The following is a 584-nucleotide window of genomic DNA, read 5'->3' on the forward strand; positions in this document are numbered from 1 at the left end:
ATAGCCGGTACGGCAATTACGCCGCGCTATCGCCCGACGGAACACAGCTGGCGTACACCCGCGGAGGGAGGTTCATCGAGCTCGTGGACCTCGATTCCGGTGAATCGCGCACTGTTCGCGAGGGTGGCCATCAGCCTGTCTTCTCCCCGGACGGGTCCCACATCGCGTTCAGCACTGGCAGCGGTATCAGCATCATGAACACCGACGGTTCCGACGTGCGCGTTGTCGCCGAGGAGGAGGGCGGATCCGATGCGACGTTCTCGCCGGACGGTTCGCGGGTGGTCTTCAGAGTCGGCGGATACATAGTCGAGACACCGGTGACGGGTGGAGAAACGAAGGTGGTTCTGCGGGACCAATTTTGGAATGCGGACCCCGCCTACTCGCCCGACGGTTCCACTCTGGTTTTCTCGAGCAATCGCGGTGGGAACAACGGCTCGGAGATCTACTCGATGCCTACCGGTGGTGGAGAGATCACGCCGCTGACCGACACGTACGCTGTGCATCCGAAGTTCACACCGGATGGTTCACACATTCTCTACAACAGAGCAACGACACTGTCGGGGGATTTGGTTGTCGATATTTCC

1 protein-coding gene is annotated in these 584 nt (G+C 60.4%); it reads left to right on the plus strand.

The window, feature by feature from the left end; translation table 11 throughout:
- On the plus strand, positions 1 to 584 hold a 584-nt coding region (locus tag QM600_RS29510; RefSeq protein WP_502943141.1), incomplete at both ends, for a TolB family protein.

Source organism: Rhodococcus sp. IEGM 1379 (assembly GCF_030056815.1).
In the GTDB taxonomy this organism is placed as follows: domain Bacteria; phylum Actinomycetota; class Actinomycetes; order Mycobacteriales; family Mycobacteriaceae; genus Rhodococcus_F.